The organism is Blautia sp. AM23-13AC, from assembly GCF_003435675.1.
GTDB lineage: Bacteria > Bacillota > Clostridia > Lachnospirales > Lachnospiraceae > Fusicatenibacter > Fusicatenibacter saccharivorans.
Genome location: NZ_QTUL01000001.1, coordinates 182,490 through 201,893 on the forward strand (window position 1 = coordinate 182,490; position 19,404 = coordinate 201,893).

Annotated in this window: 15 protein-coding genes and 1 pseudogene; 3 read left to right on the plus strand and 13 right to left on the minus strand. The window is 50.4% G+C overall.

Annotation, left to right across the window (positions count from 1 at the left end):
• Positions 1-239 precede the first annotated feature (239 nt).
• A complete protein-coding gene (locus tag DW642_RS00835; RefSeq protein ID WP_117508984.1) occupies positions 240-1,031 on the plus strand; it encodes a hypothetical protein in 792 nt (263 codons plus the stop codon).
• 96 nt (positions 1,032-1,127) lie between these two features.
• Here DW642_RS00835 and feoB read toward each other — a convergent pair whose 3' ends face one another.
• Both feoB and DW642_RS00845 read right to left on the minus strand, forming a co-directional pair.
• The gene (feoB, locus tag DW642_RS00840) at positions 1,128-3,473 is read right to left on the minus strand and encodes a ferrous iron transport protein B (RefSeq protein ID WP_055265179.1); all 2,346 of its coding nucleotides are present in this window, start codon (positions 3,471-3,473) and stop codon (positions 1,128-1,130) included.
• 76 nt (positions 3,474-3,549) lie between these two features.
• Positions 3,550-5,079 carry an ASKHA domain-containing protein gene (locus tag DW642_RS00845; protein ID WP_117508985.1) on the minus strand — a complete coding sequence of 510 codons (1,530 nt, stop codon included), beginning with the start codon at positions 5,077-5,079 and terminating at the stop codon, positions 3,550-3,552.
• Between the two features lie 213 nt (positions 5,080-5,292).
• Between DW642_RS00845 and DW642_RS00850 the strand changes: the two genes are divergently transcribed.
• Entirely contained in the window at positions 5,293-6,771 is a 1,479-nt protein-coding gene (locus DW642_RS00850) for a S1C family serine protease (RefSeq protein WP_117508986.1), read from the plus strand.
• A 118-nt stretch (positions 6,772-6,889) separates the two neighbouring features.
• Here the strand turns inward: DW642_RS00850 and DW642_RS00855 are convergent, their stop codons facing one another.
• A complete protein-coding gene (locus DW642_RS00855; RefSeq protein ID WP_117508987.1) occupies positions 6,890-8,551 on the minus strand; it encodes a Na/Pi cotransporter family protein in 1,662 nt (553 codons plus the stop codon).
• 312 nt (positions 8,552-8,863) lie between these two features.
• On the opposite strand from DW642_RS00855, the gene DW642_RS00860 reads away from it, so the two are divergent.
• A complete protein-coding gene (locus tag DW642_RS00860) occupies positions 8,864-10,279 on the plus strand; it encodes an NCS2 family permease (protein ID WP_117509154.1) in 1,416 nt (471 codons plus the stop codon).
• 101 nt (positions 10,280-10,380) lie between these two features.
• Here the strand turns inward: DW642_RS00860 and hisI are convergent.
• From hisI to DW642_RS00910, 10 genes and pseudogenes are all read right to left on the minus strand, one after another.
• Positions 10,381-10,692, minus strand: a pseudogene (hisI, locus tag DW642_RS00865) (phosphoribosyl-AMP cyclohydrolase); the annotation flags it as partial.
• Between the two features lie 55 nt (positions 10,693-10,747).
• Positions 10,748-11,284, minus strand: coding sequence for an imidazoleglycerol-phosphate dehydratase HisB (gene hisB, locus DW642_RS00870; RefSeq protein ID WP_242991106.1), 537 nt, complete (start codon positions 11,282-11,284; stop codon positions 10,748-10,750).
• 54 nt (positions 11,285-11,338) lie between these two features.
• Positions 11,339-12,637, minus strand: coding sequence for a histidinol dehydrogenase (hisD, locus tag DW642_RS00875; RefSeq protein ID WP_055226357.1), 1,299 nt, complete (start codon positions 12,635-12,637; stop codon positions 11,339-11,341).
• Positions 12,634-13,272 (minus strand): ATP phosphoribosyltransferase, encoded by a 639-nt coding sequence (hisG, locus tag DW642_RS00880; protein ID WP_022461875.1) that lies wholly within the window; start codon positions 13,270-13,272, stop codon positions 12,634-12,636. The genes hisD and hisG overlap by 4 nt, the downstream gene beginning before the upstream one ends.
• Before the next feature lie 21 nt (positions 13,273-13,293).
• Positions 13,294-14,535 (minus strand): ATP phosphoribosyltransferase regulatory subunit, encoded by a 1,242-nt coding sequence (gene hisZ, locus DW642_RS00885; RefSeq protein WP_117508989.1) that lies wholly within the window; start codon positions 14,533-14,535, stop codon positions 13,294-13,296.
• Between the two features lie 107 nt (positions 14,536-14,642).
• Positions 14,643-15,191, minus strand: a complete 549-nt coding sequence (locus DW642_RS00890; protein ID WP_117509155.1) for a Holliday junction resolvase RecU — start codon at positions 15,189-15,191, stop codon at positions 14,643-14,645.
• 25 nt (positions 15,192-15,216) lie between these two features.
• Positions 15,217-15,795 (minus strand): signal peptidase I, encoded by a 579-nt coding sequence (gene lepB, locus DW642_RS00895; protein ID WP_055265187.1) that lies wholly within the window; start codon positions 15,793-15,795, stop codon positions 15,217-15,219.
• Complete coding sequence (locus DW642_RS00900; protein ID WP_055226359.1) at positions 15,792-16,778, minus strand: RluA family pseudouridine synthase; 987 nt, start codon at positions 16,776-16,778, stop codon at positions 15,792-15,794. Before DW642_RS00900 ends, lepB begins: the two co-directional genes overlap by 4 nt.
• A 12-nt stretch (positions 16,779-16,790) precedes the next feature.
• Positions 16,791-17,408, minus strand: coding sequence for a DUF4191 family protein (locus tag DW642_RS00905; RefSeq protein ID WP_022461880.1), 618 nt, complete (start codon positions 17,406-17,408; stop codon positions 16,791-16,793).
• A gap of 51 nt (positions 17,409-17,459) precedes the next feature.
• Positions 17,460-19,403 (minus strand): YgiQ family radical SAM protein, encoded by a 1,944-nt coding sequence (locus DW642_RS00910; protein ID WP_055226360.1) that lies wholly within the window; start codon positions 19,401-19,403, stop codon positions 17,460-17,462.
• Between the last annotated feature and the right edge of the window lies 1 nt (position 19,404).

Here is a 19,404-nt window from a genome sequence, read left to right on the forward strand (position 1 = left end):
TTTGCATAAGTTTAGAGTTTTGTGACGGATTTTCCCGGTTTATCGCCCTGTTTTGACCGACTTTGACTGATCGTCATCTTTTCTTCCCTGTCACGCATTGATCACTTTATTCTCTCCATTTCGGTCATTTTTTATCAGACACTTTCTTTCTGTTCTCATTTTTGTACTTTACTTTTTCCGGATTTGGTACTAAAGTGAAGAGAAATCAAAAAAAGAATTTCCAGAAGAGGTGATTTTATTTGAAACGATACTATATTCTTCACTATTTTGATCCCGCCAATGTGGGCAGTTTTCTGCTTGTCTCACTGCTCGGCCTGATTCTGGTGCTTGCCCTTGTGCTTCTGATTGCAAAATTGCAGATTCAGCGGCAGCTAAAAGAGGAGACAGAGGAAAAAGCGAAAAAAATACGCCGGAAGAAACACCAGCGCAGGCAGTATCAGATTGTGGAAAGCTTTTATGAGCTGGTTTTCTCCGGCACTTCGATTCTTCTCTTCCTCTCCCTCTACTACATTATCGACGAGCGTCTGCCGCAGATTTCGATGTACTGGGAGAAGTATCAGGATGTGGTGCTTCTTGTCTTTATCGTGCTCTCCGTCTTTCTGACAAGCTGGCTCGATGTGGTTCTCGTAAAGCTCACGCATCTTGAGCCGGAGCAGAAAGCATCGGTGCGGCTGATTTCGGTCTTCTATATTGTACTGATTCTCCTGTACATCCGCTTTATCTACGAGGACACGAATTATGACGGGCTGATTCTCTATTTCCTGACGCTGACGGTCGGCCGCTTCCTGTATTTCGACTTTACGGTCAAGAGTTTTCTTGAAACGATGCGGGGCGTGTTGGAAAATCTACCGCTTCTTGTCATCATGAGCGCCTACTCCGGTTTCGTGTGCTGGTATGGGTTCCATGTTGGCTTTCTGCTGAAATCAAATGGCGTCATTTTGAGCACCTTTCTTGCCCATCTGTTTATGGACTGCTCGATCTTTCTGCTCCACAAGACAGGAATTTTAAAGCATGTGATACGAAAAATTTAAAACCGGCATTTTTTTACCAGCCATATATCAAAAGCTCTGCAGATCAGAATTTTGCATTTTCTGTTCTGCAGAGCTTTTCTTATTTAATGTTCTTTTTTACATGCCAAACAGCAGTGCAAAGCCATGTACGACAAAAGCTGCCAGCCAGGCGATCACACACTGGGAAACGACAACACCGGCTGCCCATCTGCCGCCAAGCTCCCGCTTGATGGAAGCGACTGCCGCCACACACGGCGTATAGAGGAGGCAGAAAACCAGAAGGCTTAATGCGGAAACCGGTGTCAGAATTTCGGTCAGCTGCGCGGTCGTGCCGAACAGTACGGAAAGTGTGGAGACGACACTCTCCTTTGCCATAAATCCGGTTAGAAGGGCGGTCGATACTCTCCAGTCTCCAAATCCAAGCGGCCGAAAAACCGGGGCGAGACGGCCGGAGACAACGGCGAGAATGCTGTCCTTGGAGTCCTCCACGACATTGAGATGCGTTCCAAAGGTCTGTAAAAACCAGATCACAATCGTGGCAACAAAAATGACGGTGAATGCCCGCTGCAGGAAGTCTTTTGCCTTATCCCACAAAAGCTGTCCGACATTTTTTGCCCCCGGCATGCGGTAGTTTGGAAGCTCCATGACAAACGGAACGGCTTCCCCCTGGAATAAAGTTCCCTGCATCAGCATCGCCATCAGGACAGCCATGAAGATACCACCGAAATACAGAAGAACCATCACAAGGGCACTGTATTTCGGGAAGAATGCGGCGGTAAAGAACGCGTAAATCGGAAGTTTTGCCGAACAGCTCATAAACGGAGTTAATAGGATCGTCATTTTCCGGTCACGCTCGGAAGGCAGGGTGCGGCTCGCCATGACGCCCGGCACGGTACAGCCAAAACCGACCAGCATCGGCACGATACTGCGGCCGGAGAGGCCGATTTTCCGGAGCAGCTTATCCATCACAAATGCCACGCGCGCCATATAGCCGCTGTCTTCCAGAATGGACAGGAAGAAAAACAGGGTGACGATGATCGGAAGGAAGCTTAAGACACTTCCGACGCCGTTAAAAATACCGTCAATCACAAGGGAATGAAGCACCGGATTGACGCCCCATGCTGTCATGGCGCTGTCCACGAGCTCGGTCAGTTTTCCGATCAGAACCTCCAGCACACTCTGCAGCGATGCTCCGATCACATGGAAGGTCAGGAAAAAGACAGCCGCCATAATCCCGGCAAAACATGGCAGAGCCGTATATTTTCCGGTCAGCACACGGTCAATTTTTGTGCTCCGCACATGCTCGCGGCTCTCTTTTGGTTTTACCACGGTCTCACGGCAGACTTTTTCAATAAAATTAAAACGCATATCCGCAATCGCCGCCGCGCGGTCCAGGCCGCGCTCCGTCTCCATCTGACAGACGATATGCTCGAGCATCTCTTTCTCGTTTTCATCGAGGGCCAGCTGCTCCAGGATCAGCGCATCGCCCTCTGCCAGCTTGCTCGCCGCAAACCGCACCGGAATATCCGCCCTTGCGGCGTGATCCTCGATCAGATGCATGATCGCATGCAACGCACGGTGGACGGCACCGCCGTGGTCATTCGCCTCACAGAAGTCCTTTCTGCCCGGTTTTTCCTGGTATTTGGCCACATGGACAGCATGGGCAACCAGTTCATCGATTCCCTCGTTTTTTGCAGCGGAAATCGGGATAACCGGGATGCCAAGTCTCTCTTCCATCTGGTTCACGAGCACAGAACCGCCGTTTTCGCGTACCTCATCCATCATGTTGAGGGCCAGTACCATCGGAACGTCGAGTTCCATCAGCTGCATCGTCAGATACAGGTTTCGTTCGATATTTGTCGCATCTACAATATTGATGATGCCGCGCGGATGCTCGTTCAGAACGAAATTCCGGGTGACGATCTCTTCGCTTGAATACGGCGACATCGAATAAATGCCGGGAAGATCGGTGACCAGCGTGTTTTTCTGGCCGCGGATTTCACCGTCCTTCCGGTCTACGGTCACGCCGGGGAAGTTTCCGACGTGCTGGTTGGATCCCGTTAATTGGTTGAACAGGGTGGTCTTGCCGCAGTTCTGGTTTCCGGCCAGCGCAAAGGACAACAGCTCTCCTTCCGGCAGCGGATGCTCCTCTGCCTTATTGTGGTACTTTCCGCCCTCTCCAAAGCCGGGATGCGGAATTGCTTTCGCATCCGGCTGCTCTTTTTCTTTTACAGCGTCCCGCATCTCATCAATGGCAATCCGTCCGGCATCGGCGAGGCGGAGTGTCAGTTCATAGCTGTGAATCCGCACTTCCACAGGGTCTCCCATCGGTGCATACTTTACCATCGTCACTTCCGCCCCCGGAATGATTCCCATATCTAGGAAGTGCTGCCGCAGCGCGCCCTCTCCTCCTACCGTGCGGACGGTCGCTGTTTTGCCGATCGGCAGTTCTTTCAGTGTCATATATTTCACTCCTTATTGATTCTCATTATCAATAGTAAGTATATGACACAATTCGACTGCGGTCAAGCAATTGCCATTATTTCTCTTTTTGTTTTTCTTCGAGCTTCTTCTGTACACTCGGAAACAGCTCCAGATCCGTGTGTGGGATTGCCTGGGCCGCTTTCATCATAGAGATGAAAGCGGCGACCTGGCCGAACTGGATGTAGACCATCTCGTCCAGAATGCGGTCAATATCGTCGATGCAGGTCCGATCCAGCAGGATTTTTTCTGCTCCCGCAAGCGACGTATTTCCGGCGCAGATCAGGCGGCTGCGGTCCATATCCGGGTACATGCCGATCGTGATGGCGGATTCCTTTGAAACGTGCTTTCCAAATGCACCAGCCGCGTAAAACCGGTCAATTTCTTCCATGGAAATGCCGGATTCACGCATCATGTACTCAACCATCGTGTAGGCCGCTGACTTTGTACGAAGGAATTCGGCGATATCACTCTGATAGAAGCACAGCCCTTCACTATATTCAACGCACCACTCTCCCGTCTCCGGGTCTTCCTTGATCTTTTCGGACCGCTCCGGCTGCAGGGTACCGAACAGGTTGATCCAGCCATTTAGGAATAATTCCGCGAGCAGATCGATAATGCCGGAACCGCAGATGCCCTTTGGCTTACCCTCTCCGATTACATGGCACTGGATTTTCCCGTCTTCTATTTTTACCGTATCAACAGCGCCTTCTGCAGCTCGCATGCCGGTTTTGACCACGCCGCCCTCGAGCGCCGGACCGGCAGCGCCTGCGCCGCAGAGCAGAAATTCCCGGTTTCCGACGACAAGCTCGCCGTTCGTTCCGATATCAAAAAAAACGCTGATCGTTTCTTTTTTATAGAGTTCCGTTGCGATCATACCGCTTAATATATCACCGCCCAGGTAATTGGATTTTCCCGGCACGCAGTAGACACATCCCTTCATGGGAAATCCCATCTCTTTCGCCGGAAGGAATCCGACGCGGTCTGCGCGCACGGCGTACGGGGATGAAAAGACGCAGAACGGATCCAGTCCCAGCAGGAAATGGATCATCGTTGTGTTGCCGGATACGACCATTGAGAGAACATCCGACGGCGCAATTCCTGTCTTTTGGCGAAGTTTTTCAAAGAGCAGTGTAAATGTCTCCATCGTACACGCACGGATGTCCTGCAGTACCTCCGGTTTATCCTTACAGGCAAAGATTCTCGTCAGAATATCGGTTCCATAGGCAGTCTGGCGGTTGTATTCGCTCTCCTCGGCAAGCACAGTACCGTCGCTGCAGTTTACCAGGCGCACAACGACGGTCGTACTTCCAAGATCAGCGGCATAGCCGTAATGCTCTGCTGCTGTATCGCCCGCTTCCAGATCAACCACCTGCCAGATGCTTCCATTCCATGCGAGGGAAACCGTTATGTTATAGTCTGCCTCATCGCAGATGGGATACAGTTTCTGCAGCGCTGGAAGGGTAAATGATGCGGTGATTCCTTTCTCTTTTAATGCATCCAGTATCCGCATCTGGCTGGAGCGGGCGTCCTCCTCCGTCGGCGGGACCAACCCCAGATACTGTTTCTGTGTTATTCCTCTATTCATTATTACTTCCTCATTTCCTGATCATTTTTCTGTTTCTTATTGTAGCACTTTTCTCTTTTCCAGAGAACTTATTTTTTTCACATTTTTACTACATTTCCATCACAGATTCCCATTATACTGCAAAGCATAGAAACAAAAAAGGAAGCAAACAAAACCGGAAGCCGATTCCGGAACACAGTTTAAAATACAGATACCAGAAAGGAAGCATTTATTATGATGGACTACAGAAACAACTACAATAACGAAAACGAAACCAATAATGAGAACATGATGGCAGCAGAGCAGAACAGCTTCAACGGAAAGAAACCTTCTTCCAAAAACAAAAAAGCTGCTAAGCTTGCAAAAAAAATCGGAGCCATCGCCTTAAGCGCAGTTCTGTTCGGCGGTGTTGCCGGCGGTACCTTCCAGGCAGTCAACCACTTTGCCGGAAGCACGACAGCCACTGCAACAACAACCACTGCACAGCAGACGACTTCCAACAGCAGCCTCTTAAAAGCCGCTGCCACATCCTCAAGCTCCACTTCCACCGGAACGATGGATGTTTCCACGATTGCGAAAAACGCAATGCCGTCGATCGTCTCCATCACAAACCAGTCCGTACAGGAAGTACAGAACTACTTCAGCATGTTCGGTTACGGTGCCCAGACTCCGCAGACCGAGGAGACCACAAGCTGCGGTTCCGGTATCATCATCGGAAAGAATGACACCGAGCTTCTGATCGTCACCAATAACCATGTAGTAGAAGATGCCGATACTCTTTCTGTTAGTTTTGTAAACAATCAGGTCTGCAAGGCAAATATCAAAGGTACCGATGCCGATAACGATCTTGCCGTCATCGCCGTTCCGCTCTCCGAGATCCCGGATGACACGATGAGCAGCATCGCTGTTGCCACGATGGGCGATTCTGATTCCGTTGAGGTCGGCGAGCAGGTCGTTGCGATCGGCAACGCACTCGGCTACGGCCAGTCCGTTACGACCGGTATCATCAGTGCTGCAAACCGTGTGATCGACAGCGATTCCTCTTCTGACGGAAGCTCCGATGGAACAACGGCAGATACTTCTTCCACTGATACAACCGGAAAGACCTACTTACAGACCGATGCAGCCATCAACCCTGGCAACAGCGGCGGCGCTCTTCTGAACATGAACGGAGAGGTCATCGGTATCAACTCCGCAAAACTTGCTTCTACAGAGGTAGAGGGCATGGGCTATGCAATCCCGGTCTCCCGTGTTTCCGATATCATTGAAAATCTGATGAATGAGCAGACCAGAACAAAGGTTGCCGCAGAAGATCAGGGAACGATCGGCATCAAATGCCTCGATGTCAGCAGCCAGATCCAGCAGGCATACAATATGCCGGCCGGCATCTATATCTCCGAAGTAACCTCCGGCGGTGCCGCTGAAAATGCAGGTCTGAAATCCGGATACGTTCTGACCAGCTTTGACGGACATTCCATCACCTCCACCAGCGAGCTGAAATCCCTGCTGCAGTATTACTCTGCCGGCGAAACCGTTGAGGTGGAAGTACAGGTTCCAGACAACGGATCCTATGAGACAAAGACCTTCTCACTGACCCTCGGAACGAGCACCAGCTCTTCAGATGATCAGCAGAGCGATTCCCAGCAGAATGCGGGTTCATCCCGCTCTGCAGAGGGTGGAAATACCCTGACCTCCGCTACTCCTTCGATCTGACTGCCCGCTCTCCCGTGAAAGAAATCCATAAATAAAAAACATCATAAGCATGAAAGAAAGGCCCCGAAACATAACTCCAATGTTTCGGGGCCTTTCTCCTATTCTCTTAATCCATTTCTTATTTTTCTGCTCCTGCAACTGCCTCGCGGGCTGCTTTCTCTTCCGGATCTTCATCCAGAATGGAGAATGCAATATTGGTTGCATGGTCCGCGACACGCTCGAGTCCGGATACAAGATCGGAGAAGATCATGCCGGCTTCCGGCGTACATTCGTTGCGGGTCAGACGCTCTACATGCTTCTGCTGCAGATCCCGCTCCTCCTGATCAATGGAATTTTCAATATCAATGATCTCCTGCAGGTGCTGCAGATCATTCTTTGCAAACATTTCGATCGACTCATCGAGAATTTTTAATACCATATCCAGCATCTCGGAAAGATCCAGTTCGCCCTGTTTGCTGAAGGTCACATTGTCATTCGTCATCTGCACAGCAGAATCTGCGACATTCTCGGCATGATCACCAATCCGCTCGATATCATTGACCACATGGAACAGCGCTCCGATGCGCATAACGTCTGATGTCGGCAGCGATGCCTGATTTAAGTGAACCAGATAGTTCGTAATCTCTTTGTTCAGGAAATTAATATTTTCCTCGACACGGTAGACCTCATCGATTTCTTTCTGATCGCGGGTCACCAGCGTATTCATCGCGCGAATCAGGTTGGTCTCTGCCATCTGTGCCATACGCTCCATCTCACGGACAGCCTGCAGAACTGCAGTCGTCGGGGACATCGCGTGTTTCGAGCTGATGTAGGCAAGCTCGAACTTTTTGTCTTCCTCGTCATTTCCGCGGATGATAAAGTACGTTGCCTTCACCAGAAGCGGGGTAAACGGCAGCATCAGGAGTACCTGGCATACTTTGATGATCGAGTTTGCATTTGCGATCATACGGCCTGCTTCGTTTCCGGAAATACCCATAAAGAAGTCAACTACCTGATTTCCAAACAGCAGGAAAATAATGGAGCAGACAATCGTTCCGGAGATGTTGAACAGCAGGTGGACACATGCCGCACGTTTTGCATCTTTTTTGCAGCCGAAGCTGGCAAGAATAGCGGACATCGTACATCCGATGTTGCATCCAAGCATCATAAACAGACAGATCGGAAGTCCCATCAAGCCCTCTCTTGCAAGAAGCATGATGATTCCGACCGTTGCAGAGTTACTCTGCAGAATCGCGGTAGCCACCCAGCCGACTAAGAACGCAAGAAACGGATTCGTCAGGGATCCGAGGGCGTTAACGACTGCCGGGATCTCTTTTGCTTCGTTCAGGGCTCCTGAGATACCGGAGATACCCATAAACAGAATACCAAATCCCAAGATAACCTCGCCGAGACGGCTGATCGTCAGATTGTTCTTTACGAACATAACCATCAGAACACCGATGATGACAAACAGCGGCGCGATATCCGCAAGGTCAAACGCAATCAGCTGTCCGGTAACTGTCGTACCGATGTTTGCTCCGAGGATAATTCCAGGAGCCTGTGCCAGTTTCATCAGACCGGAGTTTACGAAGCTGACCACCATAACGGTTGTAGCGTTGGAGGACTGAATCAGCGCGGTAAAGAAAATACCGACCAGAAGACCGATCACACGGTTCTTCGTAAATACCTCCAGAATGCTTCTCATCTTGGATCCGGCAACCTTCTGCAGTCCTTCACTCATCAGCTTCATTCCATATAAGAAGAAGCCCAGACCGCCCATCAAAGACACTATTACACTCATATTCTTTTTTCTTCCTTGTCTTTTTCTGATGTCTTTTCAAAATCCCTGTCAAAGCATTTTCATGTTTTGGTCTCAATATTTTACATTTCCTTAACGCAGATTTTACAAGACACCTTTTTTATCATAAAAGAAATCATGACATTTGTCTATAGAAAAATTAAAAATTTCGACAAGAAATTTTCAGATTCTTTTCGTTTCTTTCTTGCATTCTACTTGATAATATTGTAACATTTAGGATGTTTCCATATTATGAGGCGACATTTCCGCCTACAAAATTCAAAAGGAGAGAAAACTATGGAAAAGTTTAGCAAGCTGATGGAAAACACATTCAAGCTGCGGGAAAATGGAACAACGGTCAAAACCGAGATCATCGCCGGTGTCACCACGTTCATGACGATGGCGTACATTCTTGCCGTCAACCCGAACATCCTTTCCTCCACCGGCATGGACCACGGCGCTGTCTTTACCGCAACGGCTCTGGCAGCCTTCCTTGGCACCCTGCTCATGGCACTTTTTGCCAATTATCCATTCGCTCTGGCACCTGGAATGGGCCTCAACGCCTATTTCGCCTACACCGTTGTTCTCGGATACGGATATAGCTGGCAGGCAGCCCTGACCGCCGTTTTTGCAGAAGGTATCATCTTTATTGTACTTTCTCTGACCAACGTCCGTGAGGCGATCTTCAACTCCATTCCGGTCAGCCTGAAATCTGCAGTCAGCGTCGGCATCGGTCTGTTCATCGCATTCATCGGACTTCAGAATGCAAAAATTGTACTGCCGAACTCTTCAACCGTGGCAGGCCTCTATTCCCTGTCTTCCTACAATGCCAACCTGCAGTCTGCAGCCACATTAAACGGAACGGAGTATGTGGCAGGAACGTTTAACGATGTCGGAATCACCGTTCTGCTCGCAGTCATCGGTGTTATCCTCACCGCTGTTCTTGTCGTACGCAATGTAAAAGGAAACATCCTCTGGGGAATTCTTGCAACCTGGATCCTCGGCATGATCTGCCAGGCATGCGGTCTCTACGTTCCGAACCCGGCAAACGGCTTCTACAGCCTGTTCCCGGATTTTTCCAACGGACTTTCCATTCCAAGCCTTGCCCCGATTTTCGGAAAACTGGATTTCTCCATTCTGAAAACAGGCGAGTTCTTCGTGATCATGTTTGCATTCCTGTTTGTCGATATGTTTGATACCATCGGAACTCTGATCGGTGTATCTTCCAAGGCAAACATGCTCGACAAAAACGGAAAACTTCCGCGCATCAAGGGCGCGCTGATGGCAGATGCTGTTGCTACCTGCGCAGGTGCTGTTCTTGGTACTTCTACCACAACGACTTTCGTTGAGAGTGCTTCCGGCGTTTCCGAAGGCGGCCGTACCGGTCTTACCGCTGTTACCACTGCAATCCTCTTCGGCCTCGCTCTGTTCCTCTCCCCGATCTTCCTTGCCATCCCGTCCTTTGCAACGGCTCCGGCACTGATCGTGGTAGGCTTCTACATGCTGACCAACGTAGTCAACATTGATTTCAGCGATCTTTCCGAGGCGATTCCGTGCTACATCTGCATCGGAGCAATGCCATTCTTCTACAGCATTTCCGAAGGTATTGCCATGGGAGTTATCTCCTACGTTGCAATCCAGATCCTGAGCGGAAAAGCAAAAGAAAAAAAGATCAGCGTGATCATGTACATCCTGGCTGTTCTGTTTATCTTAAAATACCTTCTTCTGTAATGGCTTTTTAACGATACAGAACTGCATAAAAAGGCTCCTGTCCCACAGATTTTATTCTGTGAAACAGGAGCCCTTTTTATGCTCTGAATCAAAAATTTTTATTCTGCCAGGGTCCGGTAAAAGCAGGTGCGGTTTCCGGTGTGGCACGCTGCGCCGACCTGTTCTACTTTGGCAAGAATTGTATCGTTGTCGCAGTCGATCAGAAGCTGTTTTACATACTGCACATGGCCGGAGCTCAGTCCTTTCGTCCAGAGCTCATTGCGGCTTCTGCTCCAGTACGTCATTTTTCCAAGGCGCAGTGTCGTCTCAAACGCTTCTTCATTCATGTAGGCGAGCATCAGCACTTCGTCATTTTCCGCATCCTGTACAACAACCGGAACCATGCCGTCGCTGTTTGTCTTAAAATCCGCCCAGGTAAAATCACATTTTAATGCTTGTTTCATCTCTTGTTCTCCTCTTTTTCTGCTCTTACAGGCTGCCCTTGGTCGAGAGCACGCCGGCAATTCTCGGATCGAAGGAAGTTGCCTCATCGAGTGCCTTCGCAAATGCTTTGAACATCGCCTCGATGATGTGGTGGTTATTTCCGCCGTCAAGCACTTTGATATGCAGATTCATCTGCGCCGCATAGGAAACGGCGTAGAAGAATTCTTTTACCATCTCGGTCTCCATCTCTCCTACTTTCTCCCGCGTAAATTCTGCCTGGAAAGAGAGATACGGTCTGCCGCAGAGGTCAACGGCCGAGAGCACCAGTGTCTCGTCCATCGGAAGGATTTTGTCGCCGTAGCGGCGGATGCCCTGTTTGTCGCCGACTGCCTCGCGGATTGCAGTTCCGAGCACGATACCGGTGTCCTCGATCGTGTGGTGGCCGTCTATATCAAGGTCTCCATCTACAGAAACGGAAAGGTCGAAAAGACCGTGGCGGGCAAAGCCGTCGAGCATATGGTCAAAAAAGCCGATGCCGGTGTGGATGTCGCTCTTTCCCGTTCCATCCAGATTTAATGTCATGCGGATCTTTGTTTCTTTTGTCACGCGTTCTACGCTGGCTGTTCTGTTCTCCACTTACTCTTCCCCCTCAAAACGGACGGCAATCGAATTGGCGTGTGCCGTCAGGCTCTCTGATTTTGCAAAGCTCTCGATATCCTCGTGGATCTCGGAAAGGGCTTCTCTGGAATAATAGATGATGCTGGATTTCTTCACGAAATCGTCTACGGACAGCGGGGAGAAGAATTTTGCGGTTCCGTTCGTCGGCAGGATATGGTTCGGGCCGGCAAAATAGTCACCGAGAGGCTCGCTGGAGTTCTCGCCGAGGAAAATAGCACCGGCGTTATGTACCTTCATCATATCCTCAAACGGGTTCTTCGTCACGATCTCGAGGTGCTCCGGTGCGATGGCATCTACGGTGTCGATCGCTTCCTGATGCGAATCGGTGACAAGGATGTAGCCGAAGTTGTCCAGTGATTTGGAGATGATGTCGCTTCTGGAGAGGACTTTTAAGAAACCGTCTACCTCTTCACTTACCTTCTCTGCCAGTTCCTGGGAGGTGGTAATGAGGATCGCACTTGCAAGCTCATCATGCTCAGCCTGGCTTAAGAGATCGGCTGCCACGAACCGCGGATTTGCAGTCTCATCAGCAAGGACAAGAATCTCACTTGGGCCTGCGATGGAGTCGATGCTGACATTTCCGTATACGGCTTTCTTTGCAAGGGCAACGTAGATGTTTCCAGGTCCTACGATTTTATCGACTTTTGGAATGCTCTCGGTTCCGTAAGCAAGGGCTGCAATTGCCTGTGCACCGCCGATTTTAAAGACGCGGTCCGCACCGGCTTCTTTTGCTGCTGCAAGGACAACCGGGTTGACTTTTCCGTCTCTGCCGCACGGCGTTGTCATGCAGATTTCTTTGACTCCTGCCACTTTTGCCGGAAGAATGTTCATCAGAACAGAGGACGGATACGCTGCCTTTCCTCCCGGAACGTATACGCCGACACGGTTCAGGGCGGTCAGCTTCTGGCCAAGCATCGTTCCGTTCTCGGTAGAGGTGAACCAGCTGTTCTGTTTCTGTTTTTCGTGGAACTCACGGATATTTTTCATGGATCTGCGGATGACACCGATCAGCTCTGGATCTACGATGTTGTACGCCTCATCAATCTCTTCCTGTGTTACTTCTACGGTAGAAGCATCGAGTACCGCGTGGTCGAATTTCTCGGTATATTCGAAAACGGCTGCGTCTTTTCTTGTTTTTACATTCTCAATGATCTCCTGCACGGAAGCCTCGTACGTTCCGTACTGTGTCGGGCTTCGTTTCAGCATATTCTCCAGAATATTTTCTGTGGTCTCTTTTGTCAGTTTTACGATTCTCATACCAGTGCTCCTTTCAGATCCTGAATTAATTTGGTAATTCTCTCATTTTCCATCCGCATGCTCACCTGGTTGACAACCATGCGCGCAGACAGCGGGCAGACCTCCTCGAGAACGGTCAGGCCGTTTTCCCGTAAAGTGCTTCCTGTCTCTACAATATCCACAATCACTTCGGAAAGTCCGACAATCGGTGCCAGCTCGATCGAGCCGTTCAGCTTGATCATCTCAACGGTCTGGTGCTTGCGGTTGTAGAAGTAATCCTTGGCAATGTTTGGGTACTTCGTTGCCACACGGATCTGCTGGTTGTGCTGCAGCAGCTCACGCGCGGATTCCGGTCCGCAGACACACATGCGGCACTTGCCGTAGCCAAGGTCCAATACCTCGTAGAGGCGTCTTCCTTCCTCCAGAATCGTGTCCTTTCCGACGATTCCGATATCCGCTGCGCCGTACTCCACATAGGTCGGCACATCCGGACCTTTGGCGAGGAAGAAACGGAGCTTATGCTCTTCGTCCGTGAAAATCAGCTTTCTCGTATCTTTATTTTTCATTTCATCGCAGGTGATGCCGACTTTTTCCAGCAGCTCCAGCGTCTGGTACGCCAGGCGTCCTTTTGTCAGTGCAATGGTCAAATATCTCATCTTTTTCGTACCCTTCCTCTCCTACAGCTCCACCGGCTGTACTTCTCCTGTCGACAAATCGATAGCAAGCACCGAATCGCTCTTCTGAATATAGACAATGCCGCCGAACTGGTTCTTTCTGCCGTATTCTTCATAATCTGCAAGAACCTTGTCCCTTGCAAAGCAGACCAGCGCGACATCCATGCCCTTGCTTCTGTGCTCGTTAGCAAGTTTTACGGCCAGCGGCTGAAGAAAATCCGGGTAGAGTAGCATCGTTTTCGTATTGGCAATCGGAAGAGAAATTTTCTGGCGCTCCAGTGCATTCATCAGAGATTCCATGACAGTACAGAATCCGATCGCCGGCGCTTTCTTTCCGAAGTGCTGCAGCAGTGCATCGTAGCGGCCGCCTTTTACGATCGGCTCGCCGGTGCCGTAGGTGTAGGCCTGGAAAATAATACCGGTGTAGTAATGGAATTTGCTTAAAAGGCCGAGATCGAAGAAGACGTATTTTTCATAGCCGTAATCTTTAACGATCTCATAGATCGTAGCCAGACGATCGAGTGCCTCTCTTGCCGCCGGATTTCTTGTAAGGCCTTTTGCCTTTTCGAGAATCTCTGCATTTCCGAACAGTTGCGGAACATCACGGAGTGCTTCAAACAGATCACTTCGAAGGTTCTGTTTTGCCAGCAGCTCCTCGGCGCCAAAATGATTTTTAATGGAAATCAGTTCTTTTAATTCGTTCAGAACATCCTCGGCGAGCGCAGCTTCCTCGGCGAGCGCCTGGAAGAAACCTACGTGGCCGATGCTGATCTGGAAATCGGTAAGACCGGCATCCAGCATAACTTTTACGGTCATCGCAATGATCTCTGCGTCTGCCATTGCGGAATCATCGTTTAAGAGCTCGACGCCCATCTGGGTGGACTCTTTTAAGCGGCCCTGATAGCTGCTGCTGTTGACGAAGCTGCTTCCTCTGTAGCAAAGGCGGATCGGCATCGTCTCTTCCATGAAATACATGGAGGCTGCGCGTGCAATCGACGGGGTAAAGTCCGGACGGAGCACAAGGGTGTTGCCGTCGCGGTCAAAGAATTTGTAGAGCTCGCGGGACGGTGTTGTTCCCACTTCTCTTCCGAATACATCAAAAAACTCGAACGTCGGTGTTTCAATATCCTGATATCCAAACGCATGAAATACCTGCTCAATCTGATTCTCCATGTATAATTTTTTCGTACATTCCTGATTGTAGACATCCCGGACGCCTTCCGGGGTATGAATTAATCGATCCATGTTTTGTTGTCCTCACTTTTTCGCTTTAGTCCACTACCATATTACCATATTGAATTTAAAACTATGGTTAGTATATCGGAAAACATTTTCCCTGTCAACTCAAAATTTTAATCCGCTTTCGAATCCCGTATCTCCAGATCCTTCTGGATTCCGTTCAGGTACGGGACGAGAACGCTGCTTCCCGTTCTGGGAAGGAAGAATGACGTTTCAAGCTCGGTGTAGGAAAAATGCTTCTTTCCGCCGTTCTGTCCGCGGTCCCAGAAGGTTTTCATCGTCTCATACCGCAGGTAATAATATTCGTCCCGCGCCGTAAAATACAGCAGCAGGAAGGAAATCCCCCCCTGCTGCTCGAAATCTTTCATAAACGTGACCTGGTGCTCGTGGATGTTTGCGAGCGGAAAGGAATCCGTTTTGCACTCTTTGGCATCGAAGCAGACGGGAATGCCCTGTACAGCGCCGATGTAATCAACGGTACTCTTCTTTTCAAAATAAGCCAGCGTGATGTGTCTGCTCTCCTTATCTATTTTGATCGGGGTGATCGGCGTCGGCACCTTCTGGATCAGTGCCAGATGCTTGTCACGGTACTGCTCGTTTGTGCGGTTGATCATTTCCTCCAGCGTTGATCCGCGGAGTCCCCTCGATGTCCATGCCATAATTCCTGTCCTCGTCTTTGTTCTGTTCTTATTCAATCAGAGAAATTTTGTTCAGCGGCCAGTAGCGCAGAAAGGCCTTGCCGATGATCTTGTCTTTCTCTACGTACGGATTCAGCCAGTAGCGGGAATCCTTTGATACGTTCCGGTTGTCGCCGAGCATAAAGTAGCAGCCCTCCGGCACCTCATACGGTCCGAAATCGCCGACCGGTGTTTCCGGGCAGAAATCATCGCGCAGCGGATCGGTGGAATCGTTGATATACACCTTTCCGTCGCGGATCGTAACCGTCTCTCCCGGCAGTCCGATGACGCGCTTGATAAACTTCTGCTTCTCGTCGTCCGGATAATAGAAAATAACGATGTCATACCGCTGCGGATCGCTCTTTACATAAGCAAGGCGGTTACCGAAGATCTGGTCTCCGGTCATAATCGTGTTTTCCATGGAAGGAGATGGGATTCTTGCGTTGATGACAATGACCTGCTCCACAAAAACAACGACTGCCACGACAATAGCGATCATTTTTACATATTCCCAGATTTCCCGTCCGATGCTCGTCTCCTCCGTTTTTCTTGGTTTTGTTTCTTTCTTTTCGTTGTCTTTTCGGCTCATAATCCTTCTCCCGTCAAATGTTCTCCCTGTAAAATCCGGCGCACGGATGATGGCAGGGGCGCTGTAAAGGTTTTTCCGGACAGATCCGATAAGGTGCCCGTAAGCTCTGGAAATACCGCCTTCCACGAATGGAGAAGTTGGTATTTCAGTCCGTATTTTTCCCGGAAGCGGCGGTTAAACTCCGCATCCCCGTATTTCGTATCTCCCGCAAGCGGATGACCGATGCTCGCGAGATGGCTGCGGATCTGATGGCTCTTTCCGGTCACCAGCTCAACCTCCAGCAGCGTACAGCCTCTTCCGGCACAGAGCGGCCGGTATGCGGTTTCTATGTAAACAGCATCTCCCTGCTGCTCTCTCTGAATCGAAACACGGTTTGTCCTCTCATTTTTTGTGAGATATCCGCGTATCCGCTCTGTCTCTGTCACGGTTCCTTTTACAACCGTCAGATAGTATTTTCCAACAGCCCGCTCTGCGATCAGTTCTGAAAGCTGCTGCGTCGCCGCAACGGTTTTTCCGGCAAGAATCAGACCGCTGGTGTTCCGGTCCAGACGATTGCAGAGTCCGGCGCGGAACATGGTCTCCTCCCCGGCATTTTTTTCCGAAAGATAGGCGCCGAGCGCTTCGGTAAGGCTCACATCCGTCTCTTTCGCCTTCTGTGAGAGGACACCTGCCGGCTTGTTCAGGAAAATTACTTTTTCGTCTTCATAGACGATATCCAGCTTCGGATACTTTACCTGTTTTCCAGCCGCCGGTTTTTCCGGTGTTTTCCGAAATTTTTCGATGGTCTCTTCCGCCAGATACAGCCGGATCGTATCGCCTGTTTTCAGCTTTTCACTGCCGTCCGCCTTTTTCTGGTTCAGCACAATGTTTTTCTTTCGCAGCATTTTATAGAAGAAACTCTTTGGCGCCTCCTCCATATATTTGGACAGATATTTGATGAGCTGCTGCGCGCAGTCTTTTTCTGTCACGGTCAGTTCTCTCATAGCAATGGTCTCCTACAGTGCCAGCGCCAGCATCGTGTGTTTCACCAGTTCCGTGCGGGACAGATCCGGGTACCGCTCATCCGGTTTGAAGTTTTCACTGGCGCTCTTTTCCAGCTCATCGTAGTTGCGGTTCAGGGAATCGAGGCGCTCCAGAAATGCTTTTTCCCGATCAAAAATCTTCACATGGCATTTGTAGCCGTTGGCACGGATGATCTTGTTCAGATACGTAGTGCAGTCCTCGATCTGTTTCTGGTCTTTGGCGCGCGTGGTGTAGCAGGCGATCTCCTCACCGCAGAACGCCGCTGCTTCGATCATCAGACTCGATTTTTCCTGTGTGATATACATTTCATATCCCATCAGCAGTTTTCCTTTTTTTGCCTCAATGGCATCGTACACTGCTTTGTCCACTGGCTTTTGCATAACCATCATGATAAAACCGACGGCGGCGCGGCAGCCCGGCAGACAGCCTACTACGGCGACAACCGTAAAAATGTTGCTCTTGTTTCCGTCTGCAAGCACAAGCCCGACAATAAAAACGATGGCCGGAAGGACGAACAGTCCCAGTGTCACAAGCAGTCTTTTTTTCTTTTCCCGGCGGATATAGCCGTAATCCCCTTTTCTGATCTTCATTCTTCTGTCATTTCCCTTCTTCGATAAGATCCCCGCTCATCTTCTGCGTGTTTATTTCTTTTTGTGCACGTTGCGGAGCGTCTTTTTCGGCCGTCCGCCTGTTTTGGCTTTTCCCTGTCCGGAACGGTCATTCGCCGTCTTCTGGCCAAAGCCTTTTCCGTTGGACCCTTTTCCTCTTGACGGTTTTCCTGCCTCCCCGGCCATCTTTCTCGGCCGTACGAGACATTTCGGTCCGAATCCGATCAGATCCTCCCGGTGTGTCCGGCGCAGTGCCTCGCAGACGAGCTCATAGTTCTCCGGATTCCGGTACTGAATCAGCGCACGCTGCATCGCCTTCTCATGCGGCGATTTCGGCACGTAAACCGGATCCATCGTCCGCGGGTCAAGACCGGTATAGTACATACAGGTGGAAAGTGTGGAAGGCGTCGGATAGAAGTCCTGTGCCTGCTCCGGGATAAATCCCATATCGCGGATGTACTCGGCAAGCTCCACCGCATCCTCCAAGTCACACCCCGGATGGGACGACATAAAATACGGAAGTGCGTACTGCTGCTTCCCCGTCTTTTTGTTGCACGCATCGAAGCGGCGGATAAATTCCTGATATACTTCGTGGCGCGGTTTTCCCATATAGGAAAGCACACGGTTCGAAACGTGCTCCGGCGCAACGCGGAGCTGACCGCTGACGTGATCCTTTACCAGCTCGGAAAGGAACGTCTGGTCTTTATCGGCCAGGACATAGTCAAAACGGATGCCGGAGCGGATAAAGACTTTCTTCACGCCCGGAATGTCTTTTAATTCCCGCAGCAGCTTCACATAATCTCTGTGATCTGCCACCATATTTTTACACGGCTCCGGGAAGAGACAGTTCCGGTTCGGGCAGGCGCCTTTGGTGAGCTGCTTTTTGCATGCCGGACCGCGGAAATCCGCCGTCGGGCCGCCGACATCGTGAATATAGCCTTTAAATTCTTTTTCCTGAACCATCTGCCGCGCTTCCGCCAGAATGGATTCGTGGCTTCTTGTCTGCACAACGCGTCCCTCGTGGAACGTCAGCGCGCAGAAACTGCAGGATCCAAAGCAGCCGCGGTTGCTCGTCAGACTGTATTTGATTTCTCCAAGCGCCGGCACACCGCCGTCTTTTTCATAGCTTGGGTGATAGGCGCGCATGTATGGAAGCGCATAGACATCATCCATCTCCTGCTCTGTCAAAGGACGGGAAGGCGGATTCTGTACAATGTAGCCCTGGCCCTCATACGGCTCTGCCATCGGCTTCGCATTGATGGCATCGGTATTTTTATACTGAATCGCAAAGCTCTCCGCATACGTCCGCTTGCTCTCCCGCACCTCCTCGAATGACGGCAGCACCACCGGGTCAATCAGGTGATCCAGCGTTTTGCTCCGATAAACGGTTCCCGGAATAAAGGTGACATCATGAACGTCAATGCCGGCCGCAAGTGCATCTGCAATCGCTACGATCGAAAGTTCTCCCATTCCGTACGAAATCAGATCCGCACCGGAATCGAGAAGGACGGAGCGGCGCACCTGGTCAGACCAGTAATCGTAATGCGAAAGGCGCCGGAGCGATGCCTCGATGCCGCCGAGGATCATCGGTGTATGTTTATACGTTCTCCGGATCAGATTGCCGTACACGGTAACCGCGCGGTCCGGCCGTTTTCCCATGACACCGCCCGGCGTAAAGGCATCTGTTTTTCGGTGCTTTTTCGCCACGGTATAATGGTTGACCATGGAATCCATATTTCCGGAAGAGACAAGAAAGCCAAGACGCGGTTCACCGAAAATCGAAATGCTGTTCTCGTCCTTCCAGTCCGGCTGTGAGATGATGCCGACGGAATAGCCGTTCGCCTCGAGCACACGGCTGATGATTGCCGGGCCGAACGAGGAATGGTCCACGTAGGCATCTCCGATGACATAGACAAAGTCAAACTGTTCGATTCCCCGTTCCTTCATCTCTTCTCTTGTAATTGGTAAAAAAGGCATG

Excerpts from the sequence above, each read along its gene's own strand:
- feoB (WP_055265179.1), bottom strand. The coding sequence starts at position 3,473 with ATGACACTGAAAGAACTGCCGATCGGCAAAACAGCGACCGTCCGCACG.
- DW642_RS00845 (WP_117508985.1), bottom strand. The coding sequence starts at position 5,079 with ATGAATAGAGGAATAACACAGAAACAGTATCTGGGGTTGGTCCCGCCG.
- DW642_RS00850 (WP_117508986.1), top strand. The coding sequence starts at position 5,293 with ATGATGGACTACAGAAACAACTACAATAACGAAAACGAAACCAATAAT.
- DW642_RS00855 (WP_117508987.1), bottom strand. The coding sequence starts at position 8,551 with ATGAGTGTAATAGTGTCTTTGATGGGCGGTCTGGGCTTCTTCTTATAT.
- hisB (WP_242991106.1), bottom strand. The coding sequence starts at position 11,284 with ATGACATTAAATCTGGATGGAACGGGAAAGAGCGACATCCACACCGGC.
- hisD (WP_055226357.1), bottom strand. The coding sequence starts at position 12,637 with ATGAGAATCGTAAAACTGACAAAAGAGACCACAGAAAATATTCTGGAG.
- hisG (WP_022461875.1), bottom strand. The coding sequence starts at position 13,272 with ATGAGATATTTGACCATTGCACTGACAAAAGGACGCCTGGCGTACCAG.
- hisZ (WP_117508989.1), bottom strand. The coding sequence starts at position 14,535 with ATGGATCGATTAATTCATACCCCGGAAGGCGTCCGGGATGTCTACAAT.
- lepB (WP_055265187.1), bottom strand. The coding sequence starts at position 15,795 with ATGAGCCGAAAAGACAACGAAAAGAAAGAAACAAAACCAAGAAAAACG.
- DW642_RS00900 (WP_055226359.1), bottom strand. The coding sequence starts at position 16,778 with ATGAGAGAACTGACCGTGACAGAAAAAGACTGCGCGCAGCAGCTCATC.
- DW642_RS00905 (WP_022461880.1), bottom strand. The coding sequence starts at position 17,408 with ATGAAGATCAGAAAAGGGGATTACGGCTATATCCGCCGGGAAAAGAAA.
- DW642_RS00910 (WP_055226360.1), bottom strand. The coding sequence starts at position 19,403 with ATGCCTTTTTTACCAATTACAAGAGAAGAGATGAAGGAACGGGGAATC.